Origin of the sequence: Sorangium sp. So ce406, assembly GCF_051474675.1 — a bacterium.
Lineage (GTDB): Bacteria > Myxococcota_A > Polyangia > Polyangiales > Polyangiaceae > Sorangium > Sorangium cellulosum_G.
The window spans coordinates 7,928,286-7,944,757 of record NZ_CP150340.1; the positions used below are offsets into that span (position 1 = coordinate 7,928,286).

At 74.3% G+C, this 16,472-nt stretch carries 12 protein-coding genes; 7 read left to right on the top strand and 5 right to left on the bottom strand.

What is annotated here, in order from left to right; all coding sequences use genetic code 11:
* The first annotated feature begins 44 nt into the window (after nucleotides 1–44).
* From WME96_RS29405 to WME96_RS29425, 5 genes are all read left to right on the top strand, one after another.
* Nucleotides 45–2,069 carry a cytochrome D1 domain-containing protein gene (locus tag WME96_RS29405; RefSeq protein WP_437284910.1) on the top strand — a complete coding sequence of 675 codons (2,025 nt, stop codon included), beginning with the start codon at nucleotides 45–47 and terminating at the stop codon, nucleotides 2,067–2,069.
* A complete protein-coding gene (locus tag WME96_RS29410) occupies nucleotides 2,066–2,677 on the top strand; it encodes an SCO family protein (RefSeq protein ID WP_437284911.1) in 612 nt (203 codons plus the stop codon). Before WME96_RS29405 ends, WME96_RS29410 begins: the two co-directional genes overlap by 4 nt.
* Before the next feature lie 7 nt (nucleotides 2,678–2,684).
* Nucleotides 2,685–4,397 carry a cytochrome c/ABC transporter substrate-binding protein gene (locus WME96_RS29415; RefSeq protein WP_437284912.1) on the top strand — a complete coding sequence of 571 codons (1,713 nt, stop codon included), beginning with the start codon at nucleotides 2,685–2,687 and terminating at the stop codon, nucleotides 4,395–4,397.
* A 55-nt stretch (nucleotides 4,398–4,452) separates the two neighbouring features.
* Nucleotides 4,453–6,330: a dihydroxy-acid dehydratase gene (gene ilvD, locus WME96_RS29420; RefSeq protein ID WP_437284913.1), complete on the top strand. Its 1,878-nt coding sequence runs from the start codon at nucleotides 4,453–4,455 to the stop codon at nucleotides 6,328–6,330.
* A gap of 187 nt (nucleotides 6,331–6,517) precedes the next feature.
* A complete protein-coding gene (locus WME96_RS29425; RefSeq protein WP_437284914.1) occupies nucleotides 6,518–7,861 on the top strand; it encodes a formylglycine-generating enzyme family protein in 1,344 nt (447 codons plus the stop codon).
* A 43-nt stretch (nucleotides 7,862–7,904) separates the two neighbouring features.
* Here WME96_RS29425 and bluB read toward each other — a convergent pair whose 3' ends face one another.
* Nucleotides 7,905–8,573, bottom strand: a complete 669-nt coding sequence (gene bluB, locus WME96_RS29430) for a 5,6-dimethylbenzimidazole synthase (protein WP_437284915.1) — start codon at nucleotides 8,571–8,573, stop codon at nucleotides 7,905–7,907.
* Nucleotides 8,574–8,825: 252 nt separating this feature from the next.
* Between bluB and WME96_RS29435 the strand changes: the two genes are divergently transcribed.
* Together WME96_RS29435 and WME96_RS29440 are read left to right on the top strand one after the other, a co-directional pair.
* Nucleotides 8,826–9,797, top strand: a complete 972-nt coding sequence (locus tag WME96_RS29435) for an FAD-dependent oxidoreductase (protein WP_437284916.1) — start codon at nucleotides 8,826–8,828, stop codon at nucleotides 9,795–9,797.
* A gap of 479 nt (nucleotides 9,798–10,276) precedes the next feature.
* Nucleotides 10,277–11,362 (top strand): fatty acid desaturase, encoded by a 1,086-nt coding sequence (locus WME96_RS29440; RefSeq protein ID WP_437284917.1) that lies wholly within the window; start codon nucleotides 10,277–10,279, stop codon nucleotides 11,360–11,362.
* Nucleotides 11,363–11,560: 198 nt separating this feature from the next.
* Here WME96_RS29440 and WME96_RS29445 read toward each other — a convergent pair whose 3' ends face one another.
* The 4 genes from WME96_RS29445 to WME96_RS29460 form a co-directional block, all read right to left on the bottom strand.
* Entirely contained in the window at nucleotides 11,561–13,186 is a 1,626-nt protein-coding gene (locus WME96_RS29445) for a hypothetical protein (protein ID WP_437284918.1), read from the bottom strand.
* Nucleotides 13,187–13,372: 186 nt separating this feature from the next.
* A complete protein-coding gene (gene floA, locus WME96_RS29450) occupies nucleotides 13,373–14,365 on the bottom strand; it encodes a flotillin-like protein FloA (protein ID WP_437284919.1) in 993 nt (330 codons plus the stop codon).
* A gap of 51 nt (nucleotides 14,366–14,416) precedes the next feature.
* Nucleotides 14,417–14,890: an NfeD family protein gene (locus tag WME96_RS29455; protein ID WP_437284920.1), complete on the bottom strand. Its 474-nt coding sequence runs from the start codon at nucleotides 14,888–14,890 to the stop codon at nucleotides 14,417–14,419.
* Nucleotides 14,887–16,419, bottom strand: a complete 1,533-nt coding sequence (locus tag WME96_RS29460; RefSeq protein ID WP_437284921.1) for an NfeD family protein — start codon at nucleotides 16,417–16,419, stop codon at nucleotides 14,887–14,889. The genes WME96_RS29455 and WME96_RS29460 overlap by 4 nt, the downstream gene beginning before the upstream one ends.
* Nucleotides 16,420–16,472: the final 53 nt, after the last annotated feature.

Below are 16,472 nucleotides of genomic sequence, written 5' to 3' on the forward strand. Positions count from 1 at the left end.
CCGGGCGAGGCGCACGCCGGTGTGTGCATGCCAGGAGAGAACGCGTGTCAGATTCGAACAGGCTGTTCGGGGCGATTGGCTGGGATGCGTCGATGCTGATCGCATGCGTCCTCGGCGCTGCCGCGGCGCCGGCCTGCAGTCGGCGGGAGACGCCTGCCCCGCCCGCTGCCGCCGCGGCGCCCGCGGAGGGCCCGCGCGAGGGCGAGCGGAGCCCGGTCGTGAGCCGGGTCGAGCGAGATGGGCTGTCGATCGCCTTCGAGCTCCGGCCGCTCCCCGGCGCCGGAGACCGCCCGGAGGCGCGCACCGACGCGACCGCCGTGTTCACGATCACCGACGCGGTGACGGGTGCGCCCGCGCGCGACCTCGGGCCGCTCGCGTGGATGTCGAGGCGCGCTGACGCGCCGCCGGACGACGCCGGGTGCCAGGACAAGATCAGGAGCTTCATGGCCGGGCGCATCGCCCTCCGCCCGGACGTGGACATGAACGCGTACCTCCTGTGGACGCAGAACCAGGACAACACGCTGTCGGTCATCAACCCGCAGCTCGCGTTCACCCGGACCAAGCTGCGCAGCATCGTCACCCTCGCGGCGGGCTCCACGTCGCTCGCGCTCCACCCGGACGGCGACCGCCTCTACGTGACGCTCCAGGGCGGGCGCGGCCTCGCCGTCGTCGACACGAGGCGCAGCCTGGTGACGGCCAACGTGCCCGTCGGCGCGGAGCCGATGCGCGTCGCGGTCGCGCCGGACGGGCGGACCGTGTGGGTCGGCAACGACGGCGACGGGACGGTCAGCGTCGTCGACGCGCGCGCGGCGAGCGTGCTGAAGACGCTGCGCGCCGGCCCCGGTCACCACGAGCTCGCGTTCTCGAGCCAGGGGCGCACCGCCTGGATCACGAGCCGCGACGCCCGCACCGTCACCGCCGTGGACACCGGCACCCTCGAGCCCGTCGCCGAGATCGAGGTCGGCGAGGGCGCCGCCGCCGTCGCGGCGAGCGACGGCGCGAACGCCGTCTACGTCGCGAACGAGCCGCGGGGCGAGATCGTGATCCTCGACGCCGGGCGCCGCGCCGTCGCGGGGCGCGTCGCGGTGAAGGCCGGCGTCAGCGCGGTCGCGTTCGCGCCGGGCGGCCGCTTCGCCTTCGCGCTGAACCCCGCGAAGGGCGAGGTGTCGATCCTCGACGCCTCCGTGGGAGCGCTCGCGCACACGCTCCCCGGGTTCGCGGGCCCGGACGCGGTCGCCTTCTCGGACATGTACGCCTACGTGAGGAACCTCGGCGAGAGCCGCGTCTCGCTCATCGAGCTGCCCTCGCTGGAGCGGCCCGGCAAGCCCGCGGTCGTCGAGGTCCAGGTCGGGCAGCAGCCGCCGCGGGCCGCCAAGGGCGGGAGGGGCGCCACGCCGTTCGCCGTCCTGCCCGAGGGCAACGGCGCCATCGTCGCGAGCCCGGCCGACAAGGTCCTTTACTACTACGTCGAGGGCATGATGGCGCCGATGGGCACGCTCTCGAACTACGGGCGAGAGCCCCGCGCGGCGCTCCTCGAGGATCGATCGCTGAAGGAGGTGCAGCCCGGCGTGTACGCCGCGACGGTCCGGCTCGGCGACGAGGGCGTGCACGACGTCGAGCTGCTGCTCCGCGATCGCGGCGTCTCCGCCTGCCTCGAGGCGACGGTCGCGCCCTCGGCCGTCCCGGCCGAGGACCGCTCGCCCGGGCTCACCGTCGAGCCGCTCTTCGACGCGGGCGCCGATCTCGAGGTGTCGAAGCCCGCGACGCTGCGCTTCCGCGCGACGCCGAAGGCCTCGGCGCCTCCGCTCGAAGCAAAGGAGATGAAGGTGATGATCTTCCGATTCCCTGTCGGCTTCCGGGACACCGTGCAGCCCCGCGCCGAGCCGGACGGCGCCTTCTCGGTGACGTTCACGCCCCCCGAGCCCGGTCAGTACCGCTTCCTGCTCGCGGCGGAGTCGCGCAACGCCCCGCTCGGCGCGCTGCCGTTCATCGATCTCCACGCCGCCTCGCCCGGCGACCTCCACGCCGCCTCGCCCGGCGACGCCCCGGACGCGGGAGGCGCGCGATGAGGCGCGGCGCACCCCTGCTCGCGGCGGCGCTCGCGCTCGCGCTGCCGGCCGCGAGCCCGGCCGGGGAGCCGGCGCCCGAGCGGACGCGCGCGCAGGTCGGCGGCGCGTCCGCCAGCGACGACGCGGCCTCGGCCGCGTACTTCACCGACACGGAGCTCGTCGACCAGGACGGGCGCCCGCGCCGCTTCTACACCGACCTCCTGCGCGGCCGGAAGGTTCTCATCCACTTCGCCTTCACCTCGTGCAAGGGCGCGTGCCCGACGATGACCGCGAACCTCGCGCGCGTGCAGGCGCTCCTCGGCAAGCGCGCCGGCAAGGAGATCATGATCCTCACGATCACGGTCGACCCGGTCAACGACACGCCGAAGGTGCTGAAGCAGTACGCCGCGAGGTTCAACGCGGGCCACGGCTGGCGCTTCCTGACCGGCACCCCGCAGAACGTGGACACGGTGCTCGGGCGCCTCGGCGGGCTCACGAAGAAGCCCGAGGAGCACACCTCCACGCTGCTGATCGGCGACACGAGGACCGGCATGTGGCTGAAGACGACCGCCACGGAGCGCCCCGAGACGATCGTGCGCCTCGTGGATCACCTCAACGACCCGCCGTGAGGTGGAGATGGGCCGGCTCGTGACGGAGCGGCGGCGCGGCGCGCTCGCGGCGCTCGGCCTCGCCGCCGCGCTCTCGGCGCTCGGCCTCGCCGCCGCGCTGAGGGGCGCCGGGTGCGGCGCGTGCGGCGCGTGCGGCGCATCACCGAGCGCCGCGGCCGCGTCGACGGGCGCCGCGGCGCCGTGCGCCGGCGCGGCGTCGTGCGGCGAGGCGGCGTCGTGCGCCGAGCTGAGCCCGGCGGCGCTGCGCGGCAGGCGCCTCTTCCACCGCGGGGCCCTCGCCTCGGGGGAGCCGGTCGAGGGGCGCCTCGGCGCGAGCGGCGCCGCGCTGCACGGCGAGGCGGCGGCCTGCGCCAGCTGTCACGGCCGGAGCGGTGACGGCACGGCGGAGGGCGGCGTCGCCGCGCCGCCGCTCACGCCCGAGCGGCTCTTCTCGGCCGATCGCCCGGGCGGCCCGCACACCGAGGCGACGCTCGCGGCCGCCGTCCGCGACGGGCGCGCGCCGGGCGGGCGGGAGCTCCACCTCGTCATGCCGCGCTACCGGCTCGACGGCGCGCACCTCGCCGACCTGGTCGCCTACCTGCGCTGCCTCGGCCGCGACGCCGATCCGGGCGTCTCGCCGGAGGCGCTCCGGCTCGGCGCCGCGCTCCCGCTCACCGGGCGCTTCGCCGCGGCGGGCGCCGCGGCCCGCGACGTCCTCGCCGCGTCGTTCGCCGAGGTGAACGCGCAGGGCGGCGTGTTCCGCCGGCGGCTCGAGCTCGTGGTGGCCGACAGCGAGGAGTCCCTCGACGGCGCGCGCGCGACCTCGCGCCTCCTGGATCAGCGCGTCTTCGCGCTGGTCGGGAGCGTCTGGGGCGGCGACGCGGACGACCGCAGCGACGCCGCGGCGCGCCTCGCGGCCGACGAGGTGCCGCTCGTCGGCCCCCTCGGCGCCGGGCTCCCCGCCGCGGATCCGGGATATGGCGTCGTGTTCCACCTCCAGCCCGGCCTCGACATGCTCGCGCGCGTCGCGGTCGCGCACCTCGCCGACGCCCCCGCCCCTGCGGGCGCGGGGGCCGTGCTCGTCGTCCACCCGGCCGACCCGCGAGGGGACGCCTTCCTGCGCGGGGCGCGCGCCGAGGCGCTGCGCCGCGACCTGCCGCCCCCGGTCTCGCGCCCCTTCGAGCCGGGCCGCTTCGACGCCGCCGCGCTGGCCGACGCGGCGGCGCGCCTCGGTGCGCGGGCCGTCCTGCTCGCCGGCGAGGGCGACGAGCTCTCGCGCTGGCTCGCCGCGTCACCGCCCTCCGCGGGCCCGCGCCCCGCCCTCTATGCGCCCGCGTTCCTGCTGCGGCGCGATCCCGACTCGCTCCGGCGCGCCGCCGCCGCGCGGGTGCTGCTCCTCCACCCGGACCCCCTCGACGAGGCGGAGCAGCTCGCCCAGCGCGCGCTCGCGTCGTTCCTCGAGCGCCACCGCATCCCGCCGCGGCACATCGCCTTCCAGGCGAGCGCCTACGCCGCTTCGCGCGTCCTCGTCGAGGCGCTCAAGCGCGCGGGCGCCCACCTCACCCGCCCCGGCCTCATCGCGGCGCTCGAGGGGCTGCGGGGCTTCGATCCCGGCCCGGGCCCGGCGATCACCTTCGGCAGGAACCGGCGCGTCGGCGCGTACGGGGCGAGCCTCACCGCCGTCGATGCGGGCTCGACCGAGCTCACGCCCGTGTCCGCGTGGGTCGAGGTCGTCCCCTGACGCCGGCCCCGCCTGTCGGCTAGGCGCCAAGGCTGGAACGGAGTAGGTTCCCGGCATGGCCGGATACCGCAGTCGTACATCCACTCAGGGACGCAACATGGCAGGGGCGCGCGCGCTGTGGCGCGCCACCGGCATGAAAGATGCGGACTTCGAGAAGCCGATCATCGCCATTGCCAACAGCTTCACGCAGTTCGTGCCGGGGCACGTCCACCTCCACGACGTGGGGCAGCGGGCGAAGAAGGTCATCGACGCCGCGGGCGGGTGGGGCGTCGAGTTCAACACCATCGCCATCGACGACGGCATCGCGATGGGCCACGCCGGCATGCTGTACTCGCTGCCGAGCCGGGAGCTCATCGCCGACAGCGTCGAGTACATGGTGAACGCGCACTGCGCCGACGCGCTCCTGTGCATCTCGAACTGCGACAAGATCACGCCCGGCATGCTGCTCGCGGCGATGCGGCTCAACATCCCGACCGTCTTCGTCTCCGGCGGTCCGATGGAGGCGGGCAAGATCGTCGGGACGCATGACCGCGACGGCAAGCCGCTCATCCGGAAGCTCGACCTCATCGACCCGATGATCGCGGCCAGCGACGACAAGGTGACGGACGCGGATCTGGCGGCGATGGAGCGGTCGGCGTGCCCGACCTGCGGCTCGTGCTCCGGCATGTTCACGGCCAACAGCATGAACTGCCTCAACGAGGCGCTCGGGCTCGCGCTGCCCGGCAACGGGACGCTGCTCGCGACGCACGCGGCGCGCTGGGAGCTCTTCGAGGCGGCGTCGAAGCGCGTCGTCGCGCTCGCGCAGAAGCACTATGTCGAGGGGGACACCTCGGTGCTGCCGCGGAGCATCGCGACGTTCGAGGCGTTCGAGAACGCGATGGCGCTCGACATCGCGATGGGCGGCTCGACGAACACGGTGCTCCACCTCCTGGCGACCGCCCGCGAGGCCCAGGTCGACTTCAAGATGTCGGACATCGACCGCATGTCGCGCAAGGTGCCCAACATCTGCAAGGTCGCGCCGTCGTCGCATTACCACGTCGAGGACGTGCACCGCGCGGGCGGCGTGCTGACGATCCTCGGGGAGCTCGACCGCGCGGGGCTCATCCACCGGGAGGCGGGCACGGTGCACGCGCGCACGCTGGGCGAGGCGATCGACGAGAACGACATCCGCCGCCCCACGGCGACGGCGGCCGCGAAGAAGCGCTCGCTCGCCGCGCCGGGCGGCGTCCCGACCACGGTCGCGTTCTCGCAGGACAAGTACTTCGCCGACACCGACGACGACGCGGTGAAGGGCTGCATCCGCGACGTCGACCACGCCTTCAGCCGCGAGGGCGGCCTCGCCGTGCTCTACGGCAACATCGCCGCGGACGGCTGCATCGTGAAGACCGCGGGCGTCGACGAGTCGATCTGGAAGTTCGAGGGGCCGGCGCGGGTGTTCCATTCGCAGGAGGCTGCGTGCGACGCGATCTGGAACGACCAGATCCGCTCGGGCGACGTTGTCGTCATCGTGTACGAGGGCCCGAAGGGCGGCCCTGGCATGCAGGAGATGCTCTATCCGACGTCGTTCCTGAAGGGGAAGGGCCTCGGCAAGGCGTGCGCCCTGATCACGGACGGCCGGTTCAGCGGCGGGACGTCGGGCCTGAGCATCGGGCACGTCTCGCCCGAGGCCGCCGAGGGCGGCGCCATCGCGCTCATCGAGGAGGGCGACCGCATCCGGATCGACATCCCCGCCCGGACGATCGACGTCCTCGTCAGCGACGCGGAGCTCGAGCGCCGGCGCCGCGCGGCCGAGGCGCAGGGCGCCGACGCGTTCCGGCCGAACCGCGACCGGAAGGTCTCCCCTGCCCTGCGCGCCTACGCGCTCATGGCCACGAGCGCCGCGAACGGCGCTGTCCGCGACGTCAATCAGATCGAGCCGGGCCGGCGCGCGTGACGAGTCGCGGGTGAGCTCGAATCGCCGCTCCGCCTGAACGAGCCCCGGAGAGCCCACGACACAGCGACGCGCGCGGCGCCCCTGCCGCGGCGGCCGCCCTGGCCGCCGCGGGGCCCCCGCGCGTTTCCGCGCCGATTCGCCATCGGGCGCGGCGACATGACGCGAGCGGTGGTGTATCTTGGCACACATGAGATCATTGGTGTTCTTTGCGTCCGTCTCGCTCGTGTTCGGTTGCAGCCAGAAGGTTCGCTTGTTCCCCAGCGACAACGACGCGGGGAGCGGCGGCAGCGGGGCCGGCGGCACCACCGGCAGCGGCACCACCGGCAGCGGGGCCGGCGGCAGCAGCAGCGGCAGCAACGGCGGCACCAGCGGCAGCAGCGGCGGCTCGAGCGACGCCTGCATCGATGCGGCGCAGTGCCCCTCGCCGCAGGGCGACTGCACGGAGGCCGTGTGCATCAACGGCGCGTGCGCGGAGCGGCCGCGGCCCGCGGGAACGCCCTGCGGAGAGGACGGCGGCGAGGTGTGCGATGCCTCCGGGGCCTGCGGGGGGTGCGACGGGACGGATTGCGACACGTGCGGGGAGCCGGGCTGCCCGAACACGTGCGGCTCCGCGGACGTGGCGGAGGTGCCGCCGAGCTGTACGGACGGCGGCGACGGCGCCGGGGCGACCTGCGGGCCCGGCGCCACGGAGGACTGCTGCGCCGGCGCGCTGGTCCCCTGCGGCACGTACCTGAGGAGCTACGACGGTATATCGAGCACGGACGACTCGTTCCCTGCGGCCGTGAGCGATTTCCGGCTCGACAAGTACGAGATCACGGTCGGGCGATTCCGCGCCTTCGTGGACGCCGGACAGGGCGTACAGGCGAACCCGCCCGCGATCGGGGCCGGCCGGCACCCGCACGTCGACGGCAGCGGGTGGATCGCGAACTGGAGAGGTATGCTCACGTCGAACACTGCGGCGCTGAAATCGGCGCTGAAGTGCAATGGCGACAACCTCTGGACGTGGACCGACGAGCCCGGGGCCAACGAGGAGCTGCCGATCAACTGCATCACCTGGTTCGAGGCGTTCGCGTTCTGCGCGTGGGACGGCGGCCGGCTGCCCTCCGAAGCGGAATGGAACTACGCGGCTGCCGGGGGCGACGAGCACCGGACGTTCCCGTGGGGAGCGGACGACGTCGACGTCACCCGCGCCGCGTTCGACTGCACTGGGGATGGGAGCGCCGCGCGCAGCTGCGCGCTGAGCGACATCCTGCCGGTCGGCTCGAAGCCGAGGGGAGACGGGCGATGGGGTCACTCGGACCTGGCCGGAAACGTGTGGGAGTGGGTGATGGACTGGTCGCACGACGAGCTCCTCACGCCGTGCATCGACTGCGTGGAGCTGCGCCGCCCGGAGGGCGACGATCCGATGCGGGTGCAACGCGGCGGGAGCTTCCGCGCGCCGGCGAAGGACATGCGCGTGGCCGAGCGCGACGCCGGCAACCCCACCGATCGCGTGAACAACATCGGGGCCCGGTGCGCGCGCGATCTGTAGCTCCGCGGGGCGCCGCCGCGCTCGCCTCGCGGGCGCGCGGCCGTCACGCGCCGCGGCCTGCGGCCCCGTCCTCGGGCCAGGCGTTCTCGGCGACGAGCTCCGAGAGCGGCCGGCGCGCCGCCCAGCCGCACGCCTCGAGCATCGGCCGATCGTAGAACTCCGCCACGTGACCGACGCAGAGGATCGCCAGCGGCCGGCTGCCCGGCGGCATGCCGAGCAGGGCGGCGAGGTCGCGCGGCTCGAACAGCGACACCCACCCGACGCCGAGCCCCTCCGCGCGCGCGGCGAGCCACAGGTTCTGGATGGCCGCGGCCACCGAGGCGACGTCCATCTCGGGCAGCGTGCGGCGGCCGAACACGTGCGCCTCGCGCCCCGCCATCAGGCCGACGACGAGCAGCTCGCCGCACTCGAGGACGCCCTCGACCTTGAGGCGCATGAACTCGTCCTCGCGCTCGCCGAGCGCGCGCGCGGTGGCGAGGCGCTCCGCCTCGACGAGCGCGTGGATGTCGCGCCGGAGCTCCGGCGCCGTGATCCGCACGAACCGCCAGGGCTGCATCATGCCCACGCTCGGCGCGGCGTGCGCGGCCGCGAGCAGCCTGGCGAGCGCGTCCTTGTCCACCGGATCGGGCAGGAAGTGGCGCATGTCACGCCGCTCGTGGATGGCGCGGTACACGGCGGCGATCTCCGGATCGTTGAAGCGGTAGCTCGACATGGTCCCTCGCGCGCGCCGCGCCGCCGGACACCGGCGATCCTGGCGCAGCGGACGAGACGGGTAGCACCGCCCACGCGGCGGCGGCAGCGCGCGCGGCGCGGGCACGACGGCGGCCGCGCGGCGCCGTCCGGGGCGCGGGGTGAAGCGCGAGGGACGGCCGCCGGCTGCATGGCACAGACGCGCGACCGCCGCCGGGCACCGGAGCGCGGCGCGCGCTCTCGACGCAGGGGTGCAGCATGCTAGAGCGCGCTCGTGGATCCATCGGAAGGGCGATCCCCGGAGCTGCACGTCACCGTCGTGGGCGCAGGGGTGATCGGCTTGACCACGGCGGTCGTGCTCCAGCGCGACGGCCATCGGGTGCAGGTGATCGCGGCCGAGCGCGGCGAGCGCACGACGTCCGCGGCCGCGGCCGCGCTGTGGTATCCCTTCCGGGCGAGCCCGCCCGAGCGCGTCAACGCGTGGTCGCGCAAGAGCCTCGACGAGCTCACGCGCATCGCGCGGGAGCACCCGGAAGCGGGCGTCGACGTCCTGACCTGCCTCGAGTCCGCGGACGACACGCGCCCGCCCTGGTGGGCCCCGTGCGTGCCCGACCTCTCGATCGACGCCGGGCCGCACCCGCTCGGCGCGCCGCACGGCTTCCGGTTCACGGCGCCGCGCATCGAGCCGTCGTTGCACCTGCCCTGGCTGGAGTCGCAGCTCGACAGCCCGGTGCGCGTCGAGCGCGTTCAATCGCTCGCCGCGGTCGAGGGCGACTGCGTCGTGAATTGCACCGGGCTCGGGGCGCGCGCGCTCACGGGCGACGCGGAGCTCCTCGGCCTCTATGGCCAGGTCGCGATCACGGAGCCAGGCGATATCGACCCAGATGTCGCACTGGGTGATGAAAGGGACGAATCAGCGCTCATTTACGTCATCCCGCGGCGCCGCGAGATCGTGATTGGCGGCTGTGTTGTTCCGTCCGCTGACGACCGCTCGTTGGTGCCTGACCCGGAGCGCACTGACGCGATGCTCCAGCGGGTGCGCGCGGCGGGGCTCAGACCAGGCCGCTTGGCCGGCGCGCGCGCCGGGCTGCGCCCGTATCGGAACGCCGTTCGCCTCGAGCGCGAAGGCCGCGTGATCCACAATTACGGCCACGGCGGCGCCGGATACACGCTCGCGTGGGGCTGCGCCGACGAGGTGCGCTCGATGATGCGGCACGTCGACGCTTCGACGCGCTGCTGCGTATAGGGCAGCCCCGCGTCAGCACTCTTTTGACGCTCCCGAGCTCCCGGCGCCACGCGCTCGGAACGGCCCTTCGCAGGAGCGATGCGGCCGGAAGCCGGAAGCGAACGAGACGCGGCAGCGTAACTGCCGAGCCTGCTTCTGGAATCCAGCTAACCAGAAGCCCAACGCATTGCTCCGAAAGTCTCGTTGTACTCCTGTTGCGAGGCTGCTAGATTGGATTCGTGCTCGTCTGCGAGCAACTCCCGCCTTCTCTCGCAGTGGAACCGCCCACGGCGCTCCCCTGATCAATCGAGGCATTCGAGGGAATGGCCGAGGAGGACCTCGCGCTGGAGATCGCTGGCCGCTGACGACCTCTCGGTGCGATCCCAGAGCGCGGTCCCGAGGTGGTCGAACCTTCGCTTGCGCTTCCACAGGGTCCGGCGTGCATCGTCCGCTGTCACAAATCTGAAGAACCGAAGCTTCCCCCGGGAGTCTTGAACGCCATGAACAACGACGAGAATCGACTCAGTCGTCCATCGGGGCGGCCGGCGGCCTGGAATGTCACCATGAACAACGACGAGAATCGCTGCAGCCGCCCCTCGGGGCGGCCGTCGGGGCGGCCGTCGGGACGGCCATCAGGGCGGCCGTCGGGGCGGCCCGCGCTCTGGAGCGTCCTGCCGCTGGCCAGCGGGTTGCTGCAGACCCGGCCGATCGAGTGGCCGACGCTGGTGCTCTTCGCGGGGTCGTACGCGCTCTGGGCGGCGGCCGTCGTCGCGGGCATCGCGGGCTGGGTGTCGACCGTGCCGGCGGTGCTCGCCGCGGCGGTGGCCGCCTATGCGGCCTTCACGCCGATGCACGAGGCCTCGCACCGGTCGCTGGCGCGCTCGGCGCTGCTGAACGGCGTGGTCGGTCGGCTGTCGGGGCTGCTGCTCATGGCGCCGTTCCCGGCCGTGCGTCACTTCCACATGGAGCATCACAAGCACACGAACGAGGCGGATCGGGATCCCGACCACTGGAGCGGTCGCGGCCCGTGGTACCTCCTCCCGTTCCGGTGGGCGACACAGGACCTTCATTACTACTATTTATTTTTGCGCTCCTACCGCGCGCAGCGGCGCGGCGAGCGGCTCGAGACGGTCGCGACGCTCGCGGCCATGCTCGCGCTCGTGGCGCTGGCCTTCGGTCTCGGGGTCGGTGAGCTCGCGGTCCTCTACTGGATCGTGCCGGCGCGGGTGGCGATCTTCTTCCTCGCGTTCGCGTTCGACTACCTGCCTCATTACCCGCACGGGATCACGGCCGCGCAGAACCGGTATCGCGCGACGCGCGCCGTCGACAGCGCGCTGCTCAACGTGCTGCTCTTCGGGCAGACCTATCATCTGATCCACCACCTCTACCCGGCCGTGCCGTTCTTCCGGTACCGGACCGTGTGGAAGCACCAGCGCGAGGAGCTCCTCAAGCTCCAGTCGGACAGCCTCCCCCCACCGCGCGCGCCCTTGCCCCTGATCGCGGCAGGCAGCCTCGCCGCGCCGCGCGCGCCGACGATCCACACCATCCCCCCGGTGGCGCCGGCCGCCGAGCTCGACGCCCTCTGATCCGATCATCGCGGGCAGACCCGTCACCGCCCGGTGCTCGGCCGCGTTTGCCGCTCCGATTCCAATAAAAATACCGCCATCACGCAGGCACGCCGAGAGAATCGGAGAGCGCCTTCCCTGCCTCTCTGGCGTCCAGGCTCGTTCTCATGGACGCCCCTCGGGTCCTGGCGATTCAACCATTCTCGTCCGAGCGCCGCTTTACAGCCGCGCGCGGCGGCGGCCGCGGAGCGCTCTCGGCGGCAGCAGGATCTCCCGGAAGAGCAGCGCTTCGGTCACGGCGCGGCGGTCCAGCGGGGCGCCGGACGCGCCCCGGGCCGGCGCGAAAGCGTCGGGGCGCCGCTCGCCCGTGCCGAGCGCCGGGATCGCCGCGCGCGCCCTGGTCAGGATCGCGAGCGCCCGCTCGGGCGCCCAGTGCGCCGCCAGCACCGCGCCCGCGAGGAGCGCCCGCGCGTCGCGGACCGCGGGCACCCGGCCGGCGAGCAGCGCGTCGCGCGCGCGCAGCGCCTCCTGGTGCTCGTGCGGGCCGTGATCGAGGCCGCTGATGTCCTGCAGGCCGAACCCCGACAGGGCCAGCAGCGGTCCGGCATAGAGGCGCTCCACGATCGACGCGGCCATCTCGGCGCACGGCTGCAGCGGGAGCGGGATCCACGCGCCCCTCACCGGCCAGATCAGGTGATCGAGGCTCACCTCGGCGTGGCGGCGCGCCCACGCCTCCCGCAGCCCGCGCGCGCTCTCGCCGAGCCCGACGCGCTCGAGGACCATGCACCCGATGAGCACGCGCAGGTGCGGCGGAGGGTGCTCGTCGTAGCGCGCGCCGGTCACGTCCCTGTGGACGGCGAGCGACGCGTACGGCTCGCCCTCCTGGAAGAACAGCTCGCTCATCGTGAGCACGTAGGCGGGGCCGAACATGAGCGTGCCGAAGACGTCGCAGAAGATCTCCTCGAACCAGGCGCCGAACACGCGCCGGAGCTCGGAGCTCGGGACGTCACTGTCGTCCAGCGCGAGCGAGCGCGGCCGCGCGCCCGCGTCGGGCAGGCCGAGCTCGCGGCGCAGCGCGGGCTCGAGGTCGTCGATCGAGGCCAGGAAATCGTGGCCGATCTCGTGCGCGAGCGCCGGCCAGCGCAGCGGCGTGGCGAAGAAATCGGCGGGCAGGAAGATGGGGGCGATCGACGTCGGGATGAAGCCCGTCCAGATGGCGAGGTCGAAGGGCGTGAGCTGCGTCGCCGGGAACCCGCTCCGGAGCGGCAGCCCCTCGGCCCGCGCGAACGCGATCACGGGGGCGTAGCAGGCCTCCGCGAGGGCGTCCGCGTCGCCGAGCTCGGCGAGGAGCGACGGATCGCGGCGCTGCCGCGCGAGCACCGCGATCTCGCCCAGCACGAGCTCGATGTCGTCCGCCGCGACCTCCACCGCGCGCGCCGGGGCGCCCGCCTCGGCGGCCGCCCGCGCGCGCGCGATCTCCTCCGGCACGAACCGGGTGAGCGCGTCCGCGAAGCGCCGGTTCGCCCGCTCGTGGCGCACCGACTCGCCGAGCGCGGCGGCGCTGCGGTCGAGCTCGCCGAGTCGCAGGAGCGCCGCCCGCTGCCGGGCCTCGTCGGGGGCGCGCGCGGCGCCGAAGGGCACCACCGCCCGCGGCGCCCGGCTGCGCGGCGCGACGTCGGCGGCCGGCGCGGCCTCATCGGGCGGCGCGACGCGCTGCGCCTCGCCCGCGCGCTCGGGCGGCGCAGCGTCGCGCGCGTCGTCGCGGCCCGCGAGCTTGATGACGAGCTTGGCGATCAGCCAGGCCGCCGCGAGGGCGTAGCCGAGGAAGTCCCCGAGCTCATCCATGGCGCCCGTCCAGCGTCCTGCGGGCGCGGATCGCCCGCCGCGGGGCCGGCGGTGGGCGCAAGCGACGGTAGAGGCGACAGCGCCCGCGGCGGGCCGAGCACCTCGGCCAGCACGAAGCGCCGCGCGAGCCCCTCGCGGCGGGCGAGCCACGCCCAGCGCGGGCCCGCGACGTCCCGCGGCGGCACCTCACGACTCCCCGACGGGGTCGGGCTTGCCCCCCGTGGTGCCGGCGATGCCCTGGCGCATCTCGGTGTCGGCGATGACGTTGCGCATGTTGTAGTAGTCCATCACGCCGAGCTTGCCCGTGCGGAGCGCCTCGGCCATCGCGAGCGGGATCGTCGCCTCGGCCTCGACGAGCTTCGCCCGCATCTCCTGCGTCCGCGCCTTCATCTCCTGCTCCTGCGCGACCGCCAGCGCGCGGCGCGACTCCGCCTTGGCCTGCGCCACCTGCTTGTCCGCCTCGGCCTGCTCCGTCTGGAGCTTCGCGCCGATGTTGGAGCCCACGTCCACGTCGGCGATGTCGATCGAGAGGATCTCGAACGCCGTCCCGGCGTCGAGGCCCTTCTTGAGCACGTTCTTCGAGATGGTGTCGGGGTTCTCGAGCACGTGCTTGTAGTCGTCGGCCGAGCCGATGGTCGAGACCACGCCCTCGCCGACGCGCGCGAGCACCGTCTGCTCGCCCGCGCCGCCGACCAGGCGATCGATGTTGGCGCGCACCGTCACGCGCGCGATCGCGAGGAGCTGGATGCCGTCCTTGGCCACCGCCGAGACCTTCGGGGTCTCGATGACCCGCGGGTTCACCGACATCGCCACCGCCTCGAGCACATTGCGGCCGGCGAGGTCGATCGCGGCCGCGCGCGAGAAGTCGAGCTCCATCCCCGCCTTGCCCGCCGAGATGAGCGCGTTGACGACGGCCTCCACCCGCCCGCGGGCCAGGTAGTGCGCCTCGAGCATGTCGACCGACACCCCCTCGAGGCCGGCCTTCACGGCGCTGATCCGCGCGTTGACGATCTGGTCGGGCGGCACCCGGCGCAGGCGCATCGCGATGAGCGTGAGCATCGACACCCCGGCGCCCGACGCCTGCGCGGCGACCCACAGCCGGAGCGGCACCATGTACAGCGTCGCGATGACCGCGACGAGCACGAGCCCGCCGATCACGATGACCGAGATGATCTCCATATCCCCTCTCCACCCGTCCCTGTCCGTGAAGGGCCGCCGCTCCCGCGCTCCCTAGGGCTCGCGCGGCTCGACGACGACCCGGTTCCCCTCCACGCTCGCCACGCGCACGGGCGTGCCGGCCTCCACGTAGAGGCCGTCGGTCACGACATCGACCGCGCGATCCTCGATCTCGACCGTCCCGGCGGGGCGGAGCGGCGTGAGCGCCCTGCCCTCCTTGCCGACCAGCGCGGCGAGCCGCGCGTCCGGGCCGCGCCCGCTCCGCTGGGTCTCGAGCAGCACCATCCTGCGGCCCGCCCCGGTCCTCGGGAGAGCCCAGAACAGGAGCCCTGTCGCGCAGACGCCCGCGCCGAGGGCGAGCAGGCCGTGCGCGGCCCCGAGCGTCGCCCACGCGACCGCGACCGCGCCGAGCACCGCCGCGCCGCCGAGCAGCCCGACGAGGCCGATGCCGGGGATGACGAGCACCTCGATGGCGAGCAGCACGAGGCCCGCCACGAGCAGCGCGACGACGAGCAGCACCGGCGTCACGGTCCGGCCTCCTCGCCCGCGTCGTCCGCGTCCTCCGCGCTGCGCGCGATCGCCCTCACGACGAGCCGGCCGCCCTCCGCGCGGAGGACGCGGACGCGGGCGCCCGCCTCGACGTAACCGAACGCCGAGAGCGCCTCCACGCGGCGCCCATCGATCTCGACCTTGCCGGACGGGCGCAGATCGGTGGCGGCCGTGCCGAGCCGATCCGCGAGCGGCGACGCGGACGCCGCGGGGCCCTCGGGAGATCTCCCGGTGGCGACGGCGCGGATCGCCGTGTCGAGGACGAGCCGCCGCCCGAGCCGCGTCCTCGGCGCGACGCGGGCGGCGACCGCGGCGAGCACCGCCGTCGCCGCGAGGGAGACGCTCGCTGTGGCCAGGGCGCGCGGCAGCCAGCCGGCGTGCCAGGCGACGTCGATCGGCACGCGCTCGAGGTCGAGGAGCGAGAGCACGAGGGCGCTCGCCACGCACGCCGCGCCCGCGACGCCGGGCACGACGTGCCCCGGGGCGAGGAGCTCCACGGCGATGAGGATCGCGCCGGCGGCGAAGAGCGCGATCTCCTCCCAGCCCGCGAGCTTCACCACGTGGTGCCCGAAGAAGAACAGCCCGAGGCACGAGAGCCCGACGGCGAGCGAGACGCCGTGGCCCGGCGCATAGAGCTCGAGGAGGATGCCGAGCATCCCGAGGGTCATGAGGAGCCCGGAGAGCGTGGGATCGGAGAGGAAGCGCGCGAGCGCCTCGGCAGAGCTGAGGCGCGGACGCGCGATCTCGCCGGGCGAGGGGCGGCCCAGGGCGCCGAGGAGCTCTGCCTCGGTGCCGGCCTGCACCTCGGCGACGCCCCACGCGAGCGCCTGCGGGCCGTCCAGCGTGAGCAGCTTGCCCTTCTCGTCGAGCCCGGGGACCTCGGCGTCGGCGTCGACCATCGCCTCGGCGATGTCGCCGCGCCGGCCCTTCGCCTCCGCGGTCGCGCGCATCTCCTTGCGCATGTACGAGACGACCTTCTCGGCGACCGGCTTCATCTCGCCCCCCTCGCCGATCTGCACGGGCGTCGCCGCGCCGATCGTGGCGCCGGGGGCGACGGCGATGACGTCGCAGGCGAACGCGATGAGCGCCCCGGCCGAGATCGCGCGCGGGTTGACCCAGCACACCGTGCGGGCGCGGGCGCGCAGCAGGGCGTCCCGGACGGCGAGCGCGGCGTCGATGCGCCCGCCGAGCGTGCTGATGTCGAGCACCAGCAGATCGCCCTCGCCCTGGGCCGCGACGACGCGCTCCAGGAAGGGCGAGAGGCCGAGATCGATCGTGCCGGCGATCGCGACAACGGTGACCTTCCCCGCGCCGGGGATCGGCGGGAGAGGCCGCGGGCCCGGCGGCGCGGGGGCGGCGGCCGCGCCGCTCGCGCCCCCGCTCGACGCCGGGGCCGCCTCGCCGCGCGCGGGGCGGCACAGCGCCATCGTCGCCATCAGCGCGAGGAGCGGGATCGCGCGCCGCGCCCGCCTCGCTGCCTGTTCCACCAGGCGCCACCAACCGGTCAATCCCCACTCCCTCTCACGGCGGCGCGCCGCGCTGCCGAGATTCACGACGAAGA